Below are 18,441 nucleotides of genomic sequence, written 5' to 3'. Positions count from 1 at the left end.
CGGCGCACTATTCGGCGGTCTCGAGCGGGCTTGCGTGCCGCGTGAACGCCGCATCTGCCCTCTCGGCTCGCACTCGGTCGATGATCGCGGTAGCCCGCACGATGAACGCGTTGGCGATCTCCTCGTCGCTTGCGGTCCACTCGAGGCCCAGAGTCGTCGTCGTCTCGTTCTTGTAGGTCCGACCTTCGTAGTCGTACACGTAGATCGCAGGTCGAGCGGGGTCGGTCGTGAACTTGAGTTCGATGGTCCAATCGATCTCGGTGAAGAGGTACGCGTTCCATGCTTCGGTGTTGCTGCCGGAGTGGGACTCCCACCCGATGGCGAGGTCCAACTCTGCGATGCGCTCGCCAAGCAGCGAGTCGAGGCGCTTGCTTCGGTCGCGGATGAGTCGGTTCGCGCGTCGGCGTGCCTCATAGAAGGCGTTGATTGCGTCTTCGTGCTCCTGGACGAGGTCGCGCCACTCGTTGAGGCGATCAGCCTCTTTCTGCAGGTCTGACACGGTGACTCCTCCCATGCGGGCCTCGAAGAACTGTTGCAGCAGTTCGAGGCTTCGGACTTGATCCCGATCGGACGGGCTCAATAAGTGCTCGACGAGGTCGGGTGAGCTCTTGATCTGCGTGCTGAGCTCTTGGTAGGTGAGCGCGCGCGACAGCCACAGGTTCATATCGCCGCGTGCGGTGCGGCGCTCAGGTGCGAGCACCGCAACAAGGACCGTCGTGATCTCGTCGTCCTTCAGTGCGCGCTCGGCATACCGATCGAGCGGGTTCACCAGGTCGTGGCCGATCTTGTTCTCGAGGATGATCGCGATGCCAAGTTCGCGATTGACGGCATACACGTCGATGAACTCGACCTGGGTGGCAATCTCCCACGCCTCAGACCCGAGGTTGCTATCAGCATCGAAGGGTACGGCTGAGATGCCGTTCTTGCTGATGACCGGGGCTCCGTCGAGGGCACGCAACAGCGCATCGATGACGATCGAGCCGAGGCCGTGTCTTTCGGTCGGATCGAGGAAGAACAGCAGCGTCATGTCGACCCGAGTCTCGCGCCAGCCATCACGGAGGATGTCATAGACGTTGACAGGTCGCACCGGCGCGGTCGCCTTGTCCAGTCGCGGACTCAGGAATGACAGATCGAGCGTCACATCTTCGACCCTACTCGGCGCGCGTGGTCCCAGCGGGCCCCGCCGCGCGGTGGTTGCTGTTCGTTGTGCGCGGCCATGCGAGGGACGGCTGCAAAGGCGTAATCCCTGGTCTCTGTGCGCCGCCCGCTGTCAGAGGTGACTGCCATTCTGCATCGTGAGTCGCGAGACGCGCGGCGGAACGGAGACGCGAAATGGCAATTGAGATCACGCACGTGCGATTCGGCAGCACGCGCAAGACTGAGGACGAGATCGTCCGCTACAAGTGGATCGGGACCGGCAAGGTCGGCGACACCGACAAGGCGAGTCTCGTCAAGTGGGTGGACGACAACGGAAAGGCATACGTGGGCAAGGGCGCGGCGCGCGTTCCTGTTGGCGTCGTGCGGCCGGACTACGGTCAGCCCTACCTGCGCACCTATGCAGACGGAAAGTGGACCAACAACCTCCTCAGCTTGCCGACGTTCTGAGCCCAACTGGGGCGGCAGGCGCTAGGCGTGACGTCTCGCTGGTGGTTGCCAATGAGTCGGGCGGTGCGAGATGTTGCGCCGCCCGGCAGGTTACCTACCAGCGGCTGCTTGCTCCATACGCGCTGAGGCCGCCCAGGAACGGCTTGAGGTCATCCGGCTTCGGCTCCGGGACCTCGCACATCACCGCCGCCGGGCGCGTCGTCGGGTCGAGCGAATCTGCCAAGGTCGCCGCCCGTGCGATCGTGGCGTCCACCTCGGCGGTCCACTCCGCCCCGGCGTCTTCAGATCGGGCGGTCATCGCAGTGATGAAGGCGCGTAGCTTGGTCGCCTCGGCCCATCGGTCGGCGAGCGCGAGGAAGTGGCGGCGCTCGTAGTCCTCGCGATAGGCGGTGCGCGCCCGCTCCATCGCGTCCTCCCAACGCCGCTGATTCGCGAGCCGCTCCTCTTTGACCTGCTTCACGCGCAGGTCGCGGTACCTCGCTTCGGCCTCTGTGGTCCGCGCGAGTTCACCGAGGCGTCCCTCGAGCAGTGCACGCTTGCCCTGAGTGGGCCCCGTGGGGCTCGAACCCACGACCTACGGATTAAAAGTCCGCTGCTCTACCGACTGAGCTAGAGGCCCGCCGCCCATGTTAGTCAGCGTGCGCGCGGCGTCCCGCATCGGAGCCGCCCAGCGCGAGCACCACCGCGGCCGCGAGTGCTCCCAGGAACGCGCCCGAGGTGTTGAGGATGATGTCGTCGACGTCGGCGACGCGGCCCAGCAGGTACTGCGTCGACTCGATCGCGGCGGACAGAGCCGCGCCCAGGAACGTCGCGGTCACCACGCGCATCGCGAGGCCGCGCCGGGTCATGAGCGCCACCACGGTGCCGAACGGGAGGAACAGCACGATGTTGCCCACCAGGTTGAGCCATGGTTCGCGCGCGCCGGTGTCGAGCGCGCGGCGGATCTCCTGCCCCGGGTCGAGGTTGACGCCGCCCGTCCCCGGATAGTGCGTCACGAGCGTGAGCCCGATGGTGATCCAGCCGATCACCGCGAGGCAGGTGAGCAGCGCGGCCCACAGCGCGGTCCGCCGGCCATGCCCGAAGATCGCGCCGAGGCCCCATGCGACCAGCACCAGCACCCCGCCGATGAGCGCGATGGGGAGGGCCATGGTGGCCTCCTCGTAACGCAGCGTGTGCATCGTCCCTCCTGGTCCGGTCGGGGTGTCAACGCGCCAGCGTACGTGAGCGTGCCTGGCTACGCGTCGATCACGCCCAGCTCGGAGAACCCCCTCCAGGCCATCATGACGTTCGCCGGGCGATCCAGCACGGCCCAGGACGCGCACTTGGCGACCGCGATGCCGCGCATGCGCGCCTCGAGCCCCGGATCCTCGCACCCGGTCGCGTCGCGGTAGGCGGCCACCGCATCGTCCACCCCCGCCGCCGGCAGCGCGGTGTAGAGGAAGGACAGGTCCACGGCACGCTCGCAGCCGGCCATCTTGCCCCAGTCGATGATCCCTGCGAAGGCGCCGTCGACGCCCAGCAGGTTCGAGCCGTGCGGGTCAGCGTGCGACCACACCACCTCGCCCGGCGCGGGCGCATCGAGCGCCTCCGCCCAGACGTCCGTCACCGCGCCAAGATCGAGCCGCTCGCCGCCGGGGCCCTCCGCGCTCGCGAGCTGCCGCAGCGCCCACTCGAGGTTCTCGGCGCGCTCGCACAGCGTGATCGACTGCTCGGGGTTGAACCACGCGTCAGGGCCCGCGGGGGAGTGGATCTGTGCGAACGCCAGCCCGAGCGCCGTGCCGGACGATGCGTCGAGCGGCGTCGCATCGGCCGCCCGCCCGGGCAGCCACGAGACCAGCGCCCACGGCCACGGGTACCCGTCCTGGCCCACACCGCTCTCGACGATGCGTGGGTGCGGGAAGTCCCACGCGGCCCCCACGGTGCCGAGCAGGTGGGTCTCGCGCGCGAGCGACCCGACGGCCGACTCGACGCGCGGCAGCCGCAGGCTCAGGTCCTCGCCCAGCCGGTAGACCACCATGTCCCAGCCGTCGAAGCGCTCGCCGATCTCCAGGTGGGCGAGCCCCGGGAGCTGCCGATCCACGAGCGCGCGCGCCAGCTCCGGAGAGATGGCGGGGTGCGCGGGCGGCGGTCCCGAGTCGCGGATCATCCAGCGACGCTATCAGCGGCGGCACCTCCCGCGTCGAGGGCGTTGTCAGACCCCGGCGATAGCCTCGCGCGCATGATCGACGTGGAGCTTCTGGAGAGCATGCGCGCCGCCGCGCGGCGAGCAGCGCTGGGCATGGGCGCGGAGCCGCCGCTGGCCGAGCGGATCGCGCAGGACGTGGTCGCGCGCCTCATCGCGGCCGGGCTCGCGCAGCTCGACGACCCGATCGCTCATGCCGCCGCGTGCGGTGCAGGCGACGCTGTCGCGCTCGTCGGGCGCGGCCGGGCGGCCTGACGGGCCGCGAGCAGGGCCGCGCCGTCCTACAGCCCGGCGAGCAGCAGCGCCGCGAACGCGACCGCGCCGGCGGCGACGGTCACGCCCATCGACCGCTTCCAGAGCGCGACGCCCGTCGCGACCACCGCGGCGAGGTGCCAGGCGCCGAAGCCGCGCCACTCGGTCCCGTCGAGCAGCAGCGCGTTCGCGACGATCGCCGCCATCGCGGCCGGGCCCACGAGCGCGAGCGCGCGCGTCACCCCCGGCGGCAGCTCGCGGTCGCCGCCCAGCAGCGCGACGCCCGAAAGGCGGATGAGGTACGTGCCCACGGCCGCGGCCGTGAACACCAGGAACGCGGTCACCGCTCCTCCTCGTCCTCGAAGGCGGGCCGGGAGGCGGGCTCCGCCGCCGCATCGTCCGTGCGCGGGCGGCGGGGCACCATCGCGCCCGCCGTGATGCCGGCGAGCGCTCCGCCCAGCACGTTGAGCCCGTACGGCAGGTCGCGGCCGAGCAGGACCACCGCGACGGAGACGGCGACGGCGACCAGCGCGGGGGAGTCCCGCAGGCCGGGCACCAGCACCGCGAGGAACATGAGCGGGACGATGAACCCGATCTGCCACGAGTCCGGGATGACCGGGCCGAGCGCGATCCCCGCGGCGGTACCCATCGCCCACACGGCCACGAACGGGCCGGAGGCGCCCCAGATGAACCACCGTCGGCGCACCGGGTCGGGCCAGCGATCCGCATGCTGGAGGGACACCACCGCGGACTGGTCCGTCATCAGGTGCGCGAGGCCCAGCCGCCACCGGCGCGGGAACGCGGAGAACACGGGGGCGAGCGCCGCGGAGTAGAGGGCGAGCCGGGCGTTGATCACCAGCGCCGTCAGCACCGCGATCGCGGCGGGGGCTCCCGCACGCAGCTGCTCGACCATCGCGATCTGGCTCGCGCCCGCCACCACCGTGACCGAGGCGTAGTTGCCCACCCACGCGTTGATCCCCGCGACCCGCACCAGCGCACCGAACGCGAGGCCGAACAGCACCGCGCCCGGCATCAGCGGCGCGACGGCACGGATGCCCGCCCACGTGTCGGCCCACTGCTGGGGGCCGATGCGCAGGAACGTCCGCTCGCGAGTGCTCACCCGAGCGAGTGTGGCACGCCGGCGTGTCGGACGGATGTCGTGGTCGGGTCCGGACGCACCGCGACCCCGGCACGGGGCCGGGGTCGCGGTGGACGATGCGGTGCGCGGCTACACGCGTGCCGCGAAGGTCAGGCAGTCGGCGACGTCGGTGCTGCCGCCCACCGCGATCGAGTCCGCGGTGCACATGAGGTCGACGTTGTGGCTGCAGTCGTCCCGTGAGCAGGCGCCGACCGCGGCGGTCGCATCGGCGCCGCCCTTGTCGTCGGTCGCGACGAACGTGTTGCAGTGGGCGTGGCTGCCGCCCACCGAGATGGCGCCCGCGTGGCAGCCGTCGTGGTTGTACCCGCAGGTCTCCACGGAGCACGAGGAGACGATGGGAAGTCCGATCGAGACAGGCATGGGAGGCTCCGTTCCAGCGGTGCGCCGGCGGGTTCCGGCGGCCATACGGCCGAATATACGCGCGATATCTCAGCAGTGAAGTGCCTGGTGATATCTGTGTCGGACGCATTTCGATATTCGATTTCCGTGCGTATCGCGGCGCGGAATCGGTGCTCGCGCGGGCGGTGCCGCGGCCCCCCTGCGCGCGGGCCCGCCGCATCGTCCGCCGGACCCGCCTCGAAAATCCCGCGCGACGGGGAACAAATCCCGGATGTTGGTCGTCTGTATGGGTGTACCCACCACGGCGTGAGTCGCATGGGACACCCAGGTGAGAACGCGTGGCGTCCGACCTCCTCCCCCCCTCGGAGGTCGGGCGCCTCGCGTCTTGATCTGTACAGGCCCGAAGCGACGGGCTCGGTGCGCGATTCGGGTGCGCGCCGCGCGCGTAGGCTTGCCTGGGAAGGAGCCCATCATGAGCCCCAACAAGATCGTGAAGACCGACGCCGAGTGGCGCGCCCAGCTCACCGACGTCGAGTTCCAGGTGCTGCGCGAGGCCGCGACCGAGCGCCCGTGGACCGGCGAGCTGATCGACGAGAAGCGTGACGGCGTGTTCCGCTGCCGCGCATGCGGCGCGCAGCTGTTCCCCTCGGGCACCAAGTTCGACTCGCACTGCGGGTGGCCCAGCTTCTACGACGCCGAGGAGGGCGCCGTGACGCTGCACGAGGACCGCTCGCACGGCATGGTGCGCACCGAGGTGCGCTGCGCCTCGTGCGACTCCCACCTGGGCCACGTGTTCCCCGACGCCCCGCAGACGCCTACCGGCGAGCGCTTCTGCATCAACTCGGTCTCCCTCACCTTCGACCAGACCGAAGGTGAGCCCGCCTAGTGGTGGAGCACCGCCACCGCCGCCCGGCCATGCTCGACATGGAGCTGGCCGACCAGATCGAGGGGGACATCGATCCCGCGGACCGCGGCCTCATCGCACATGAGACGGCGCTCGCGATCGTGTCGCAGGCGCGCGAGTCGAAGGACCCCCTGCTGGTCGAGCGCCTGGTGCGCCTGGTCGACGAGGAGGGCATCGACACCGTCGCCATGATGTGGTCCAAGGCGGGGGAGCACACCCTGCCCGGCGCGCTGTGGCGGATCTACATGATCCGCGAGTGGGTGAAGCACGATGCCCCGTCCGTGGCGCGCTCGTACCACCAGGGCGTCCACGCTGCGCATGTGCGGCACGCGATCGCCGGCGTCGAGGACCCTCCCGGTCCGGACGAGGTCCGCACGCTCGCGGATGCCGTGCTCTCCGGGGTGTTCGCGGGCGACCTCGCGGTCGCGCTCGAGCGGGCCGGGGCGTTCTGCCGCGTGGTCGCGACCGGAGCCGCCTTCGAGGCGGAGTCCGACGAGGGCCATGCGGATGCCCGCGCCCACCGCACGACGATGCGCGCGGCCCAGCTGCTGCGCACCGGCGAGGACCTCGAGCGCTGCGCCGCGATGTGGCGCGAGGGCCGGCTGGACTGACCTTTCCCGGCGCGCCTCCGCCCGGTCCGGAGGTGGGAGGCGCACGTCGGTTCCGACGGGTTCCAACTCCGGAGTGGTCGCAGGTTGTCGGTGGGGGCCGACGTGTGCCGGTGGCGGGCTCGTGCGGGACCGGGATGTGCGCCATCCCACATCGTGTTCGCGGAACGCGTGAAGCGCCTGTGGACGGGTTCGCGCGTCGCTGATGCGGGCGTATGGTGGTGGTGACGTCGGACCGCGGTAGCCCCGGGCTCCAAATCCAGCCGCTTCGAGCGGCCTTCGCGCCGACTGGCGCTCCCGGTCCGGCGTCGCTTCACGTCCGGGTGTCCCGGCATCGGCCGGCGCCGTCCCGGGGACGACATCGACGGCATTCGACAATGAGCCACCACTGCGGTGTGCAGATCTCCGAGGACCGGCACTCACCTACCAATTCGGGTGGGGGGGGGGGGCGTGGCGTGCCGCGGTCGGCTCAGACGTGGACGCGCAGCAGGTGCGTCTCCACCGCGACCACCACGGGTCCGGACTCCCAGTCCGCGACGTGCGCGACCAGCACGCCGCCGGCGGGCAGGTACGGGTTGGAGCGCGGCAGCGCGCCGCGCGTGTACGGCCGCACGGCCGCGCGCAGCATCTCGATGATGGTCGGCAGGGTGGGCCGGTGCACGCACACGACGCGCGGCGAGCGCTTGCGCAGCAGCTTGCCGAAGACGGTCGCGGTCTCGAGCGGACGATGCGCGTGGCGAGGCTCCGTGAGCGCCTCGTGCACGTGGATGTCGGCGCCGATCGCGTCGGCGTAGGGGGTCACGGTGTCGACGCAGCGGCGCGCGGGCGAGGACTCGATCTTCGAGATCCCGAACGACGCGATGAGCGGCACGATCGCGAGCGCTCGCTCCTTGCCTGACCGGCTGAGCGGCCGCTTCGCATCGGCGAGCTTCCACGCCTTGCGGCGCTTGGCGCGTGCGTGCCTCACCAGCATGAACGGCCGGGTGTCGAGCCGTCCGGCGGCGTAGGCGTCGACCAGGGCGTCGAGCGGACGGAGGTCGTCCGGGAAGGTGATGAGCGCGTGCGCCTGCTCGACCGTGAGCCAGCGCATCTGGTCGATCTCGTTCTTGGACGCGTCCTTGAACCTCGGGCGCGCGCGTACCGCCGCCGCGCCCGAGGACATCACCTCGGCGGCCCAGTACTTGACCACCTTCTGCTTGCCCGCGGCGATCGGGTAGCGCAGGGTCGGCAGCGGCTGACCGAGCACCACCTGCTTGCCCGTCTCCTCCGCCACCTCGCGGACCGCGCACTCGGGCAGCGACTCGCCGGGATCGAGCTTCCCCTTGGGCCACGACCAGTCGTTGTAGCGCGGTCGGTGCACCGCGAGCACCTGCAGCTCCCCGTCCCGGATGCGCCACACGAGCGCACCGGCGGCCACGACGGTGCCCTCGGGGTAGTGGTTCACTTCCCCTTGGCCCTCCGCTTGGGCTGCCGACGGATGTACGTGCCCTGGAGGTCCTTGAGCCGGTTGCCCTCGCCGTCGGTGACGGTGTGGCTCCATGTGCCGTCCTCGTGCAGCTCCCACCCCGCGACCTGCCTGCTCATCGCCATGTCGATGTTCTCGATGAGGCTCGCGACCTGGAGCTCGTCGGTCACGGTGATGAGCGCCTCGATGCGACGGTCGAGGTTGCGATGCATGAGGTCGGCGGAACCGATGAAGACCTCGGGGTCGCCGTCGTTCGCGAACGCGTAGATGCGCGAGTGCTCGAGGAACCGGCCCAGGATCGAGCGCACGCGGATGTTCTCGGAGAAGCCGGCGACGCCGGGGCGCACGGCGCAGATGCCGCGCACGTTGACGTCGACCTTCACGCCCGCGTTGGACGCACGGTAGAGCGCGTCGATGGTCTTCTCGTCGACGATCGAGTTGACCTTGATCTTCACCCACGCCTCCTTGCCCTCGGCGGCGTTGCGGGCCTCGCGCTCGATGCGCTCGATCAGGCCGGCGCGCACGCCGATCGGGGCGACGATGAGCCGGCGGAAGCGCGACTTGGGGGCGTAGCCCGAGAGCTGGTTGAACAGCTTGGTGAGGTCCGCGCCCACCTCGGCGTTCTTGGTGAGCAGGCCGTAGTCCTCGTAGAGGCGCGCGGTCTTCGGGTGGTAGTTGCCCGTGCCGATGTGGCTGTAGCGCTGGAGGCCGTCGTCCTCCTGGCGCACCACCAGCGAGAGCTTGCAGTGCGTCTTGAGGCCCACGAGGCCGTACACCACGTGCACGCCGGCCTGCTCGAGCTTGCGTGCCCAGGAGATGTTGCGCCGCTCGTCGAAGCGCGCCTTGATCTCGACCAGCGCGAGCACCTGCTTGCCCGAGTGCGCGGCCTCGATGAGGGCGTCGACGATGGGCGAGTCGCCCGAGGTGCGGTAGAGGGTCTGCTTGATCGCGAGCACCTTGGGATCGGCCGCCGCCTGCGCGAGGAAGGCCTGCACCGAGGTCGAGAACGAGTCGTACGGGTGGTGCAGCAGGACGTCGCCGCGCGTGATGGCGTCGAACACGTTCTGCTCGTCCGCCGTCTCGACCGGCGCGAGCCGGTGGTGCGTGGTCGGGCGGAACGACTCGAACTGCAGCGCCGGGCGGTCCAGGTCGGCGATGAGGTTGAGCCCCGTGAGGTCGAGCGGCGCGGGCAGGTGGAACACGTCGTTGTCCGTGATGCCGAGCTCGCGCACCAGCAGCTCGCGGATCTTGGGCGGGAGGTCGTCGGCGACCTCGAGCCGGACCGCGGGACCGAAGCGGCGGCGCAGCAGCTCCTTCTCCATGGCCTTGAGGAGGTTCTCGGCATCGTCCTCCTCGACCTCCACGTCCTCGTTGCGCGTGACACGGAACGTGTAGTGCGCCGCGACCTTCATGCCGGGGAACAGGTAGTCGAGGTGCGCGCCGATGACGTCCTCGAGCGGGACGAAGCTGCGCGGCTCGTCGGACAGGGCCGCCGCATCGGTCACCTGGCCCACGTGGCCCGCAGCGTCGACCGAGAGGAAGCGCGGCAGCGTCTCCGGCACCTTGACGCGCGCGAAGTAGTCCTTGCCCGTCTCGGGATCGACGATCTCGACCGCGATGTTGAGCGACAGGCCGGAGATGTAGGGGAAGGGGTGCGCGGGGTCCACCGCGAGCGGCGTGAGCACGGGGAAGATGTCCGCGCGGAACAGCTTGCGCAGGCGCTCGCGCTCGGCGTCGCCGAGGTCGTCGTGACGCACCAGCTGGATGCCCTCGTTCGCCAGCGCGGGGCGCACCTGGTCCTCGAAGGTCTCCGCGTGGCGATCCATGAGCTCGTGCGCGCGCTCGATGATCGCGTCGATCTGGCGCGTCGCGCTCATGCCGGTGGCCGACGGCACCGCGAAGCCCGCGGCGATGCGGCGCTTGAGGCCTGCGACGCGCACCATGAAGAACTCGTCGAGGTTCGAGGCGAAGATCGCGAGGAAGCGCGCGCGCTCGAGCAGCGGGGTCTGCGGGTCCTCGGCCATCTCGAGCACGCGCTCGTTGAACGCGAGCCAGGAGAGCTCGCGGTCCAGGTAGCGCTCGTCCGGCAGCGCGGACGGCGACTCGTCCTCCTCGAACTCGACGGTGGGGACCGGATAGGTCTCCTCGGAGTCGAGCGCGGGCGCGTCGGCCTGCGGCGCGGGTGCGGGCGTGGAGGCGTTGACGTCGAGGCTCTCGGACATGTGGCCCATCGTTCCACGGGACCGCCGCCCGCGTCACCCGTCCGCGGTCCCGGTTCGACAGGGGCGACGCGGGCCCCGGGAAGGCGCCGCGCCTTGCGCCTTTCAGTACATTCAGGCAATACTGAAATCATGCCGATGGACGATGCGCAGCATGAGTACGTGGACAGGGTCGCGACCTTCTTCACGATGTTCGGCTCCGCCCGTGCGTGGGCCGAGATCCTCGGATGGCTCATGATCTGCGAGCCCGCCGAGCAGACCCAGGCGCAGCTCGCCGAGGACCTCAGGTTGAGCGCCGGGACGGTCTCGACCCAGCTGCGGGCGCATGTCCAGCTCGGGATGGTCGAGCAGGTGCGCGTGCGCGGCGACCGCACGCAGCGCTACCGCCTCCGTCCGGGGGCCTGGTACGCGGTCATGGCCTCCGAGCTCGAGCGCATCCGGGCCCTCGGCGAGCTCGCGCGCGCCGGCGACGGCGTGCTTCCCCGGGACAGGCCCGAGAGGGTCACGGAGCTCGGCGACCTCGCCGACTTCTTCGCACGCGAATGGCCTCCGCTCATGGAGCGCATGACGGCCGAGCTCGAGAAGGGAAGACCATGACCACCACCCCTGCCATCGAGACCGTGGGTCTCACCAAGCGCTTCGGCGACTTCACCGCCGTGCAGGACGTCTCCCTGCAGATCGGCCCCGGTGAGATCTTCGGGTTCCTCGGGCCCAACGGCGCCGGCAAGTCGACGACCATCCGCTGCCTGCTCGACCTCATCCGGCCCTCCGAGGGCGAGTGCCGCATCGTCGGGCTCGACTCCCGCAAGGACGCCGTGGAGATCCGCCGTCACCTGGGCTTCCTGCCCTCCGACCTCGCGCTCTACCCGAACCTCACGGGCCGCGAGACGCTCGAGTTCCTCGCGAACCTGCGCGGCGGCGTCGACTGGGCGTGGGTCGATGCGCTGGCCGACCGCTTCGACGCGGACCTGGGCAAGAAGGTGGGCGAGCTGTCCTCGGGCAACCGCCAGAAGGTCGGGCTGATCCAGGCCTTCATGAACCGTCCCGAGGTGGTGGTGCTCGACGAGCCGATCACGGGCCTCGACCCGCTGGTCCAGCTCGAGTTCCACACGCTCATGCGCGAGCACGTGGGCGAGGGGCACACGGTGTTCCTCTCGAGCCACACGCTGTCCGAGGTCGAGCGCGTCGCCGACCGCGTGGGCTTCATCCGCCGCGGTCACCTCATCGCGGTCGAGCGCATGGACGAGCTCAAGGACAAGGCGTTGCGGCGGGTCACCCTCGAGTTCGCGCACCCGGTCGCGGCGGACGCGTTCGACGGCGTCGAGGGGGTCCACAGCGTGAGCGCCGAGGGCGACACCGTGACCGCGCAGTACGAGAGGTCGATGGCCCCGCTGCTCAAGGTCGCCACCGCCCACGACGTCCTCTCGTTGTCCTCCGCGACCGTCGACCTCGACGAGATCTTCCTCGAGTTCTACCGCGACGAGGTCACCGAGGCCGAGCGGGACGCCCCGGGCGTGCCCGCCGCCGCGGCGTCGGGGGAGCGTGCGTGATGCTCCGCACCCTCTACCTGAAGTCGATCCGTGATCGCGCGGCGGCGGCGCTCATCGGCGTCTCCTCCCTGTGGCTCGTCGCGATCTTCGGCATGTGGGCGTACGCGGGCCTGGGGGACGACGCCGTGTCCTTCTTCGACGACATGCCCGCCTTCTACACGGACGTGATCGGCATCAACGGCGACGCGGGCGTCGCGGGCCTCATGCTCAGCATGATGTTCAACTTCATCGGCCCGTTCGTGGTGGCCGGGATCGCGGTCTCCATGGGTGCCGCCGCGCTCGCGGGCGAGGAGAACGACGGCACGATGAACGTGCTCACCACCGCGCCGCGCTCCCGCTCGCGCCTGCTCACCTCGAAGGGGCTCGCCGCGCTCACCGTCGCGCTGGTGGTGAACCTGCTCGCCTGGGCGGGCTACCTGGTGGCGGTCCTCGCGTTCGGGGAGTCCGCCGCAGACGTCAACATCGGCGCGGCGACCATGCACGTCACCGCGGTGGCGCTGCTCTACGGCGCGGTCGCCTTCGCGCTCGGGGCGGCGACCGGGCATCAGCGGCTCGCCTCGGGCATCGGCACCGCGTTCCTGGTCGTCTCGTTCTTCGGCGCGGGCCTGCTGCCCATGATCGACGGCGGCGAGGACTGGGCCAGGATCTTCCCCTGGTACTACATCAACGAGGCGTCCCCGCTGGTCGACGGGGTCGACTGGACCCAGGTGCTGGTGATCCTGGCCGTCTCCGCGGCCCTGGTCGTGGTGGGCTGGGCGGCGTACGTGCGGCGCGACCTGGTGTCGGGCGCGACCGCGGTGCCGCTGCTGGCGCGCTTCCAGGAGGACGAGCGGCTCATGAGGATGCTCGCGCTGCTCCAGGGGAGGTCGAGCACGCGCGGCATCGTCGGCAAGGCCCTGAGCGAGAGCCGGGCGATCCTCACCATCGCCGGCGGCGGCATCTTCCTCATGACCGCGCTCATGGGCCCCATGTTCAACCTGGTCTCCGACTTCGTCGGCGAGTTCGCGGACGCCTTCCCGGACAACATCATGGCGATGGTGGGCTTCGCGGACTACTCGCGACCCGAGGGCTGGTACCACGGCGAGATGCTGTCCATCACGGTGCCGGTCGCGGTGGCGGTCGCGGCGATCGCCGCGGGTGCGGCCCTCGCGGGCGAGGAGCGGGCCCGGACCATCTCGGTGCTGCTCGGCTCGCCGCTGTCGCGCGCCGCGATCGCGTGGCGCCGCGGGCTCGCGGTGCTCACGGTGGCGGCCGTGATCGCCGCGGCGACCACCGCCGGCATCGCGTTCGGCAACTGGGTGGGAGGGCTGGGGATGTCCTACCTCCACATCCTCGCGACCGGCGTGCTCGCGTGGGGGCTCGGTGCGGTGCTCGGCGGGGCCGCCTTCCTGGGCGGGGCGCTCACCGGCGCTCCCCGGGTGGCCGTCGGAGCGGGCACCGGTGTCGCGGTGGTGGGCTGGGCCCTCACGGCCTTCGCCGCAGTGAACGACGCCCTGGTGCCCGTCGCGCACCTGTCGCCGTACTACTACTACACGTGGGAGTTCCCGCTCGACAACGGCCTGTACTGGTACCAGCCGGTGGTGCTCTTCGGTGCGGCCGCGGCGCTCGTCGCGGCGGGGGTCGCCGGTTACGTGCGGCGAGACCTCAAGGGCTAGCGGCTCGCGGCTGTGTGCGAGGGCTAGAGCGACCGCGTGTAGAAGCGCGAGAACGGATCGAGCGCGTAGCCCGCGAAGGGACCGCACTCGGTGAAGCCCGACCGCTCGTACAGGCGGTGCGCGGCGTGGAAAGGCTCGGCCGTGCCGGTCTCGAGGCTCACACGCGAGAGCCCGAGCTCGCGCGCGCGGCCCAGGAGGTGGTCGAGCACCGCGGTCGCGACGCCGCGGCCGCGCTGGTCGCCCGCCGTCCGCATGGACTTGATCTCGCCGTGGCCGGGCTCGATCACCGCGATCGCGCCCACACCCAGCAGCGCGCCCGCGTCGTCGCGCGCCGCGACGAAGCTCACGTGGGGCGCGCGCAGGCGCTCGACGTCGAGCGCGTGGACCGAGCATGCGGGCGAGGTCGCGTGCATGTCCTCGAGGTGCTCCGAGAGGAGCGCTGCGATGTCCGGGGTGCCGGGGTCGGCCGTCGCGATGTGCATGGCGCGGAGTATCGCACCCGCGTGTTTCGTCCACGCGTCCAAGCGCTCGCGCCGCGCGGGCCCGCCCGCCATGCTGGGGCTGAGGGCCGCGACGCTCTTCCGTGCTACCGTTTCCCCAGTTGGAGAAATCGGCCGATGGCGGCCGGGAAGGAAGTGCCATGAAGGCGATGATCCTCAAGGAGTTCCGCGAGCTCCGCCGGGACAAGCGGACGATGGCGATGCTCATCGTCCTGCCGATCGTGCTTCTCACGATCTTCGGCTACGCCGCCAACTTCACCGTCGACTCCATCCCGACCCGCGTCATCGGTCCCGGCGCGGACCAGGTGGTCGCGAACGCGCCCGACCTGTTCGACATCGGCGAGGTCGACCCCGACGCGACGACCGACGACGCGCTCGCGTGGATGCGCGACAACGCGACCGAGGTGGTGATCGACACCACGACCCAGCCGCCGACCGCGTACGTCGACGGCGCCAGCCTGTTCACGGCGCAGAGCGCCTCCGTCGCATTCGCGCGCATGGGGGACCAGGTGCAGGTCGACATCCTCTTCAACCCCGACCTCGAGACCTCGTGGGTGATGGTGCCCGCGCTGATCGGCCTCATCCTGACCTTCATCGGCACGATCATCACGTCGATCGGGCTGGTGAAGGAGCGTCAGTCCGGCACCCTCGAGCAGCTCGCGGTGATGCCGCTCAAGCCGGCCGACGTCATCATCGGCAAGATCGCGCCGTACTTCCTGCTCGCCTCCTTCGACATGCTCGTCGTGACGCTGCTGGGCGTGTGGATCTTCGATGTGCCCTTCGCGGGGAACCCCTGGCTGTTCGCGGTCGGCGCGGGGATCTTCCTGTTCGTCGTGCTCGGCATCGGCGTCCTGATCTCGACCGTGTCGCAGACGCAGGCGCAGGCGATCCAGCTCGCGATCATGCTGCTGCTGCCGCAGATCCTGCTCTCCGGCTTCATCTTCCCGCTCGACGCGATGCCGACCGCGATCGCGGCGATCGGGCGCTGCCTGCCCCTCACGTACTTCGTCGAGATCGCGCAGGGCATCTTCCTGCGCGGCGCGGGGCTCGGTGCCCTGTGGATCCCGTTCGCGGTGCTCACGGGCATGGCCCTGCTGGTGTTCTCCGCCGCGGTGCTGCGCTTCCGCCGCGACCTCGCGCCGAGCGTGCACCGCCGCGCCACGTCGAAGGCCGCGTGATGGCCGGGTGGGGAGCCCGCGGGCTCACGATCGAGCGGGGCGGTCGCGCCGCCGTCGCCGACGTCACCCTCACCGTCGAGCCAGGGCAGATCGTGGCCGTCGTCGGTGGGGACGGCGCCGGCAAGACCACCCTGCTGCGCGCGCTCGCGGGCGCGATCGCCCCGACCTCGGGCGAGGTGGCCGCGCCGGCGCTCGACCGCATCGGCTTCATGCCCACCGCCGCGGGCGTGTGGCGCGACCTCTCGGTCGACGAGAATATCGCGTTCGTCGCCGCCGCGCATGCGCTCTCCGGTGAGGCGTTGCGCGAGCGTCGCGCGGCGCTGCTCGCGGGTGCCGGCCTCGAGCACGCGACCGATCGCCTCGCGCGCAACCTCTCGGGAGGCATGCGCCAGAAGCTCGCGTTCTCCCTCGCGATGCTGCACCGGCCCGAGCTCCTGATCCTCGACGAGCCGTCGACGGGCGTCGACCCGGTCAGCCGCGTCGACCTGTGGCGCATGGTGTCGCTCGCCGCGTCGCAGGGTGCGGCGGTGGTGATGGCCACCACCTACCTCGACGAGGCCGAGCGTGCTCATCGCGTGCTGGTGCTCGACGCGGGCGAGCTCCTGCTCGAGGGGACGCCGGCGGACGTGCTCGCGAGCGTCCCCGGTCACGTGGTGGAGTCCGAGACCCCCGGCGATCCCGCCCGCACGTGGCGGCGCGGGCGGCGCTACCGCGTGTGGTCCCCCGAGGAGCCGCCGCAGGGGTCCGTGCGCGTCGCGGACATCGAGGACGCGGTGGTCGCCGCAGCCATCGCGAAGGGGGCCTGACATGGGAGCGCCGCTCATCCGCGCGACGGACGTCACCCGCCGCTTCGGCGACCTCGCCGCCGTCGACAAGGTCTCGATCACGGTCGAGCCGGGGGAGATCGTCGGCCTGCTCGGCGCGAACGGTGCCGGGAAGACCACCCTGATCCGCATGATCCTGGGCCTCCTGCCGCCCACGGACGGCGAGCTCCAGCTCATGGGCCGCGCCCCCGATCGAGAGGCACGCGCCCGCCTCGGCTACGTCCCTCAGGGGCTGGGCCTGTGGGACGACCTCACGGTCGAGGAGAACCTCGCGTTCGTCGACGAGGCGTTCGGGTCGCGCGCGACGGCGGTGCCCGAGGCGCTCGCCTCGTCGCGCGAGAGCCTGGTCGGCGGCATCGGCCTGGGCCGCCAGCGTCAGCTTGCCTTCGCGGCGGCGCTCGGCCATGGTCCCGAGCTGCTCGTCCTCGACGAGCCCACGTCGGGGGTCGACCCCCTGTCCCGCGCACGCCTGTGGGACACCATCCACGCGAGCGCCGACGCGGGCGCAGGCGTGCTGGTCACCACGCATTACATGCAGGAGGCCGAGCAGTGCGACCGGCTCGTGCTGATGTCGCAGGGGGTGGCGGTGGCGTCCGGGCAGCTCGCCGACATCGTCGGCGGCACCACGGCGCTCGCGGTGCGCACCGAGCGATGGCAGGACGCCTTCGCGGCCCTCGACGATGCCGGGGTCCTGGTGATGCTCTCGGGTACCCATGTGCGCGCCGTCGACGCGTCGCCGGAGCGGGTGCGCAGCGCTCTCGGCACGCTCGAGGCCGCGCTCGAGGAGGTGCCCGCGACGCTCGAGGAGGCGATGGTCGCGCGCGAGCGCTCGGCAACCTGAGCGCATCGTCCGCGTCCGCCCGGCCCTTGCATGCGCGGCGGCGCGTGCGGCCCGGGCCTGCGCGCGACGGTGCCTAGGGTGGTCCGCATGACTCGACGGATGCGTGCCTCCGACGCGGTGCTCGCGCTGTGGCCGGCGGTGGTGCTCATGGCCGTGGGCGTGGCAGGGTTCGTCGGCCTCCTCGACTGGGTGCGCGAGAACGAGGACCTCGCGCGCGTCGATCAGCCGTTGCTCGAGCTGCTCGCGGACCAGCGCTCGCCGGGTCTCGAGACGTTCTTCTCGGTGGTGTCCTTCCTGGGCGGCCCCGTCATCCTGCCCATCGTGGTCGCCCTGATCGCGCTCGTCTGGTGGCGCGTCTCGCGCTCGTGGTGGGAGCCCCTCCTGCTGGTGCTCGCGATGGTGATGTCCACGGGGCTCACCGTGCTGCTCAAGGCTGCGGTAGGCAGGGACAGACCCGCCGACGTCCTCATGGTGGTGCCGGGGGGCGAGGCGTCCGGGTCCTTCCCCTCGGGCCATACGGTCGGCGCGACCACGCTGGTCCTGGTGGTCGGATACCTGCTGTGGCACGAGGACGCCGAGGCGTCCTGGGCGCTCACGGGCTGGGTGCTTGGCTCGATGGCGATCGTCGCCGTGGTCGGCGCGGGCCGCCTCTACCTCGGCTACCACTTCCTCACCGACGTGATCGCGGGGCTGTGCGTCGCGCTCGCGGTGCTCGGCGCGGTCGTGGGGGCCGAACGCTGGCACGACCTGTCGCTCGAGCGCAGGGATCCGCCTGCGCGACCGAGCGCGCTCGCTGTGTCCGACGAGGATCTGGCATGGGTGCGCGACGCGGATGACGCCGAGGTCACCGAGCCCGAGGAGGCGGATGGGGGCGGTGAGGACGACGCGCGCTGAGCCGCATCGTGCTGCTGCCGGCGGGGCGCTCACATGTGCGGTGGCCTCACGGCCCTGAAGACGAAGGTGCCCCGGGAGGTCGGCTGCGCTGGGGGGCACCGCGGCCGCCCCTCCCGGGGACGTCTTCGGCGATCTGGACCGTTCCCAGGTCCGTCGCCTGGTTCAGTGTAGGGCCTGACCATGGCCACGGCAACGAGGATCGCGACGTTTCTTCCGCGCATGTCGCGATGCCGCCGCGGCGCGGTGGGATCGGTCACAGCGTGCGA

General features: G+C 71.0%; 21 protein-coding genes and 1 tRNA gene. 11 read left to right on the top strand and 11 right to left on the bottom strand.

Features of this window, described 5'->3' with window-relative positions:
* Positions 1 to 7 precede the first annotated feature (7 nt).
* Positions 8 to 1,141: a PD-(D/E)XK nuclease family protein gene (locus AOM00_RS14575; protein WP_062518494.1), complete on the bottom strand. Its 1,134-nt coding sequence runs from the start codon at positions 1,139 to 1,141 to the stop codon at positions 8 to 10.
* Between the two features lie 191 nt (positions 1,142 to 1,332).
* Between AOM00_RS14575 and AOM00_RS14570 the strand changes: the two genes are divergently transcribed.
* Positions 1,333 to 1,605 carry a DUF3892 domain-containing protein gene (locus AOM00_RS14570; protein WP_062518493.1) on the top strand — a complete coding sequence of 91 codons (273 nt, stop codon included), beginning with the start codon at positions 1,333 to 1,335 and terminating at the stop codon, positions 1,603 to 1,605.
* A gap of 94 nt (positions 1,606 to 1,699) precedes the next feature.
* Here AOM00_RS14570 and AOM00_RS14565 read toward each other — a convergent pair whose 3' ends face one another.
* The 4 genes from AOM00_RS14565 to AOM00_RS14550 form a co-directional block, all read right to left on the bottom strand.
* Positions 1,700 to 2,176 (bottom strand): hypothetical protein, encoded by a 477-nt coding sequence (locus AOM00_RS14565; protein ID WP_156159197.1) that lies wholly within the window; start codon positions 2,174 to 2,176, stop codon positions 1,700 to 1,702.
* Positions 2,152 to 2,224: transfer RNA gene (locus AOM00_RS14560), tRNA-Lys, on the bottom strand. Before AOM00_RS14560 ends, AOM00_RS14565 begins: the two co-directional genes overlap by 25 nt.
* Positions 2,225 to 2,234: 10 nt before the next feature.
* The gene (locus AOM00_RS14555; RefSeq protein WP_062518491.1) at positions 2,235 to 2,783 is read right to left on the bottom strand and encodes a VanZ family protein; all 549 of its coding nucleotides are present in this window, start codon (positions 2,781 to 2,783) and stop codon (positions 2,235 to 2,237) included.
* 56 nt (positions 2,784 to 2,839) lie between these two features.
* Positions 2,840 to 3,751, bottom strand: coding sequence for a phosphotransferase (locus tag AOM00_RS14550; RefSeq protein WP_062518490.1), 912 nt, complete (start codon positions 3,749 to 3,751; stop codon positions 2,840 to 2,842).
* A gap of 72 nt (positions 3,752 to 3,823) precedes the next feature.
* On the opposite strand from AOM00_RS14550, the gene AOM00_RS14545 reads away from it, so the two are divergent.
* Entirely contained in the window at positions 3,824 to 4,042 is a 219-nt protein-coding gene (locus AOM00_RS14545; protein WP_062518489.1) for a hypothetical protein, read from the top strand.
* 26 nt (positions 4,043 to 4,068) lie between these two features.
* Here AOM00_RS14545 and AOM00_RS15500 read toward each other — a convergent pair whose 3' ends face one another.
* From AOM00_RS15500 to AOM00_RS14530, 3 genes are all read right to left on the bottom strand, one after another.
* Complete coding sequence (locus AOM00_RS15500) at positions 4,069 to 4,383, bottom strand: AzlD domain-containing protein (RefSeq protein ID WP_062518488.1); 315 nt, start codon at positions 4,381 to 4,383, stop codon at positions 4,069 to 4,071.
* On the bottom strand, positions 4,380 to 5,159 hold the full coding sequence (locus AOM00_RS14535; RefSeq protein ID WP_062518487.1) for an AzlC family ABC transporter permease: 780 nt from the start codon (positions 5,157 to 5,159) through the stop codon (positions 4,380 to 4,382). The genes AOM00_RS15500 and AOM00_RS14535 overlap by 4 nt, the downstream gene beginning before the upstream one ends.
* Positions 5,160 to 5,267: 108 nt before the next feature.
* Complete coding sequence (locus tag AOM00_RS14530) at positions 5,268 to 5,558, bottom strand: DUF1540 domain-containing protein (protein WP_062518486.1); 291 nt, start codon at positions 5,556 to 5,558, stop codon at positions 5,268 to 5,270.
* 451 nt (positions 5,559 to 6,009) lie between these two features.
* On the opposite strand from AOM00_RS14530, the gene msrB reads away from it, so the two are divergent.
* Both msrB and AOM00_RS14520 read left to right on the top strand, forming a co-directional pair.
* Positions 6,010 to 6,423, top strand: coding sequence for a peptide-methionine (R)-S-oxide reductase MsrB (msrB, locus tag AOM00_RS14525; RefSeq protein WP_062518485.1), 414 nt, complete (start codon positions 6,010 to 6,012; stop codon positions 6,421 to 6,423).
* Positions 6,423 to 7,052 carry a hypothetical protein gene (locus AOM00_RS14520; RefSeq protein ID WP_369345435.1) on the top strand — a complete coding sequence of 210 codons (630 nt, stop codon included), beginning with the start codon at positions 6,423 to 6,425 and terminating at the stop codon, positions 7,050 to 7,052. The genes msrB and AOM00_RS14520 overlap by 1 nt, the downstream gene beginning before the upstream one ends.
* Before the next feature lie 466 nt (positions 7,053 to 7,518).
* Here the strand turns inward: AOM00_RS14520 and AOM00_RS14515 are convergent, their stop codons facing one another.
* Both AOM00_RS14515 and AOM00_RS14510 read right to left on the bottom strand, forming a co-directional pair.
* The gene (locus AOM00_RS14515; RefSeq protein ID WP_062518484.1) at positions 7,519 to 8,493 is read right to left on the bottom strand and encodes an NUDIX hydrolase; all 975 of its coding nucleotides are present in this window, start codon (positions 8,491 to 8,493) and stop codon (positions 7,519 to 7,521) included.
* Positions 8,490 to 10,736 (bottom strand): RNA degradosome polyphosphate kinase, encoded by a 2,247-nt coding sequence (locus AOM00_RS14510; protein ID WP_082097112.1) that lies wholly within the window; start codon positions 10,734 to 10,736, stop codon positions 8,490 to 8,492. The genes AOM00_RS14515 and AOM00_RS14510 overlap by 4 nt, the downstream gene beginning before the upstream one ends.
* Before the next feature lie 129 nt (positions 10,737 to 10,865).
* Between AOM00_RS14510 and AOM00_RS14505 the strand changes: the two genes are divergently transcribed.
* From AOM00_RS14505 to AOM00_RS14495, 3 genes are read left to right on the top strand one after another with little or no spacing between them, the layout of a single operon-like run.
* The gene (locus tag AOM00_RS14505) at positions 10,866 to 11,330 is read left to right on the top strand and encodes a GbsR/MarR family transcriptional regulator (RefSeq protein WP_062518483.1); all 465 of its coding nucleotides are present in this window, start codon (positions 10,866 to 10,868) and stop codon (positions 11,328 to 11,330) included.
* Positions 11,327 to 12,283 carry an ABC transporter ATP-binding protein gene (locus tag AOM00_RS14500; protein ID WP_082097111.1) on the top strand — a complete coding sequence of 319 codons (957 nt, stop codon included), beginning with the start codon at positions 11,327 to 11,329 and terminating at the stop codon, positions 12,281 to 12,283. The genes AOM00_RS14505 and AOM00_RS14500 overlap by 4 nt, the downstream gene beginning before the upstream one ends.
* The gene (locus tag AOM00_RS14495) at positions 12,283 to 13,938 is read left to right on the top strand and encodes an efflux permease Rv1217c-related protein (RefSeq protein WP_228373529.1); all 1,656 of its coding nucleotides are present in this window, start codon (positions 12,283 to 12,285) and stop codon (positions 13,936 to 13,938) included. The genes AOM00_RS14500 and AOM00_RS14495 overlap by 1 nt, the downstream gene beginning before the upstream one ends.
* A gap of 23 nt (positions 13,939 to 13,961) precedes the next feature.
* On the opposite strand, the gene AOM00_RS14490 is transcribed toward AOM00_RS14495, so the two are convergent.
* The gene (locus AOM00_RS14490; RefSeq protein WP_062518481.1) at positions 13,962 to 14,420 is read right to left on the bottom strand and encodes a GNAT family N-acetyltransferase; all 459 of its coding nucleotides are present in this window, start codon (positions 14,418 to 14,420) and stop codon (positions 13,962 to 13,964) included.
* A 158-nt stretch (positions 14,421 to 14,578) separates the two neighbouring features.
* Here AOM00_RS14490 and AOM00_RS14485 point away from each other — a divergent pair, with 158 nt between their 5' ends.
* The 4 genes from AOM00_RS14485 to AOM00_RS14470 all read left to right on the top strand — a co-directional run bounded on the left by AOM00_RS14485 (position 14,579) and on the right by AOM00_RS14470 (position 18,175).
* On the top strand, positions 14,579 to 15,616 hold the full coding sequence (locus AOM00_RS14485) for an ABC transporter permease (protein ID WP_062518480.1): 1,038 nt from the start codon (positions 14,579 to 14,581) through the stop codon (positions 15,614 to 15,616).
* Positions 15,616 to 16,422, top strand: coding sequence for an ABC transporter ATP-binding protein (locus AOM00_RS14480; protein ID WP_062518479.1), 807 nt, complete (start codon positions 15,616 to 15,618; stop codon positions 16,420 to 16,422). Before AOM00_RS14485 ends, AOM00_RS14480 begins: the two co-directional genes overlap by 1 nt.
* Position 16,423: 1 nt before the next feature.
* Complete coding sequence (locus tag AOM00_RS14475; protein ID WP_062518478.1) at positions 16,424 to 17,281, top strand: ABC transporter ATP-binding protein; 858 nt, start codon at positions 16,424 to 16,426, stop codon at positions 17,279 to 17,281.
* 87 nt (positions 17,282 to 17,368) lie between these two features.
* Entirely contained in the window at positions 17,369 to 18,175 is an 807-nt protein-coding gene (locus AOM00_RS14470) for a phosphatase PAP2 family protein (RefSeq protein ID WP_169746867.1), read from the top strand.
* Positions 18,176 to 18,441 lie beyond the last annotated feature (266 nt).

This window comes from Demequina gelatinilytica, assembly GCF_000971115.1.
GTDB lineage: Bacteria > Actinomycetota > Actinomycetes > Actinomycetales > Demequinaceae > Demequina > Demequina gelatinilytica.
The sequence above is the reverse complement of the archived record's forward strand: the minus strand, read 5'-3'. Positions and strand labels throughout refer to the sequence as shown.

Coding starts and splice junctions, on each gene's coding strand:
- AOM00_RS14495 (WP_228373529.1), top strand. CDS start 12,283: ATGCTCCGCACCCTCTACCTGAAGTCGATCCGTGATCGCGCGGCGGCG.
- AOM00_RS14475 (WP_062518478.1), top strand. CDS start 16,424: ATGGGAGCGCCGCTCATCCGCGCGACGGACGTCACCCGCCGCTTCGGC.
- AOM00_RS14500 (WP_082097111.1), top strand. CDS start 11,327: ATGACCACCACCCCTGCCATCGAGACCGTGGGTCTCACCAAGCGCTTC.
- msrB (WP_062518485.1), top strand. CDS start 6,010: ATGAGCCCCAACAAGATCGTGAAGACCGACGCCGAGTGGCGCGCCCAG.
- AOM00_RS14550 (WP_062518490.1), bottom strand. CDS start 3,751: ATGATCCGCGACTCGGGACCGCCGCCCGCGCACCCCGCCATCTCTCCG.
- AOM00_RS14505 (WP_062518483.1), top strand. CDS start 10,866: ATGCCGATGGACGATGCGCAGCATGAGTACGTGGACAGGGTCGCGACC.
- AOM00_RS14555 (WP_062518491.1), bottom strand. CDS start 2,783: ATGCACACGCTGCGTTACGAGGAGGCCACCATGGCCCTCCCCATCGCG.
- AOM00_RS14545 (WP_062518489.1), top strand. CDS start 3,824: ATGATCGACGTGGAGCTTCTGGAGAGCATGCGCGCCGCCGCGCGGCGA.
- AOM00_RS14510 (WP_082097112.1), bottom strand. CDS start 10,736: ATGTCCGAGAGCCTCGACGTCAACGCCTCCACGCCCGCACCCGCGCCG.
- AOM00_RS14570 (WP_062518493.1), top strand. CDS start 1,333: ATGGCAATTGAGATCACGCACGTGCGATTCGGCAGCACGCGCAAGACT.
- AOM00_RS14490 (WP_062518481.1), bottom strand. CDS start 14,420: ATGCACATCGCGACGGCCGACCCCGGCACCCCGGACATCGCAGCGCTC.
- AOM00_RS14480 (WP_062518479.1), top strand. CDS start 15,616: ATGGCCGGGTGGGGAGCCCGCGGGCTCACGATCGAGCGGGGCGGTCGC.
- AOM00_RS14485 (WP_062518480.1), top strand. CDS start 14,579: ATGAAGGCGATGATCCTCAAGGAGTTCCGCGAGCTCCGCCGGGACAAG.
- AOM00_RS14470 (WP_169746867.1), top strand. CDS start 17,369: ATGACTCGACGGATGCGTGCCTCCGACGCGGTGCTCGCGCTGTGGCCG.
- AOM00_RS14530 (WP_062518486.1), bottom strand. CDS start 5,558: ATGCCTGTCTCGATCGGACTTCCCATCGTCTCCTCGTGCTCCGTGGAG.